Genomic DNA, 1,039 nt, shown 5'->3' on the forward strand with positions numbered 1-1,039 from the left:
CTGATGAACTGGCCGCAGACCAAATTTTAATGGGTCTTTTATTTGCAGCGACTTCTGGTAAAAGCTTTTCGGCTAACACCGCAAATGGGTAGGTGTCTCGAAACCATAATGTTTCATTGGTTGTCATAGCATCGACAGCGGCAACCCGTAAATCTCGATTTCGCCCAGTGACCACATCACGTAATAAATCGGATAATGAGCCAACATTAAATTTGGTGACTAAAGGGCTAAGACGGCTTCTTACTAGGTACTGCTTGCTATCACCTAATACGATGCCACACTGGGATTCTAAGAAGCGGCTGAAATCACGATACTCTTGATCGCTTATTGTTATCGCTGTCATTTATATCTCTTTTATTTTGTTAGTGCAGTTTTAACCGCATTACCCAGTTCATCAGGGTTAAATTTGGCGATAAATGCATTCGCACCCACTCGCTCAACCATCGCCTGATTAAAGACACCACTTAACGACGAGTGTAAAATCACATACAGATCTTTCAAATCAGAATTACGCCTAATTTCAGCCGTGAGAGTGTAGCCATCCATTTCGGGCATTTCTATATCGGAAATGACCAGAGAAATTTGGTCGTAAATACTTCCCTCTGCTGCCATTTCAACCAGTTTATCGTACGCTTCTTTACCGTCTTTCACGGCAATGGCTTCGAATCCAATAGAAACAATCGCTCTTTCTACCTGCTTACGCGCAACCGTTGAGTCATCAGCAATTAAGATCCGGCGAACAATTTCTTTCTCAGTTTCCGCTTGCGCTATTTCGGCCCCGATAGATTCATCCATTTTTTCATCAACTGGCGCAATTTCTGCAAGGATTTTTTCTACATCAAGGATCTCGACCAGTTCATTGTCAATGTTGGTTACAGCGGTCAAGTAGTTGGCTTTGCCAGCACCATCTGGTGGCGGTAAAATCGACTCCCAGTGCATGTTAATAATGCGCTCGACAGAGCTCACAAGGAATCCTTGAATCGTTCGGTTGAACTCCGAAATAACGACAAAACATTTATCAATATCGGTTGTTGGCCTA

General features: G+C 43.1%; 1 protein-coding gene and 1 pseudogene. Both read right to left on the reverse strand.

The features are described 5' to 3' along the window. Positions 1–343: pseudogene (locus ACP45E_RS08715) on the reverse strand (CheR family methyltransferase); the annotation flags it as partial. Positions 344–354: 11 nt separating this feature from the next. Then, positions 355–1,039, reverse strand: a 685-nt coding sequence (locus tag ACP45E_RS08720; RefSeq protein WP_069584901.1) for a chemotaxis protein, incomplete at its 5' end; no start/stop codon positions are given.

It is taken from the genome of Vibrio genomosp. F10 str. 9ZD137 (assembly GCF_049974785.1).
Classification (GTDB): domain Bacteria; phylum Pseudomonadota; class Gammaproteobacteria; order Enterobacterales; family Vibrionaceae; genus Vibrio.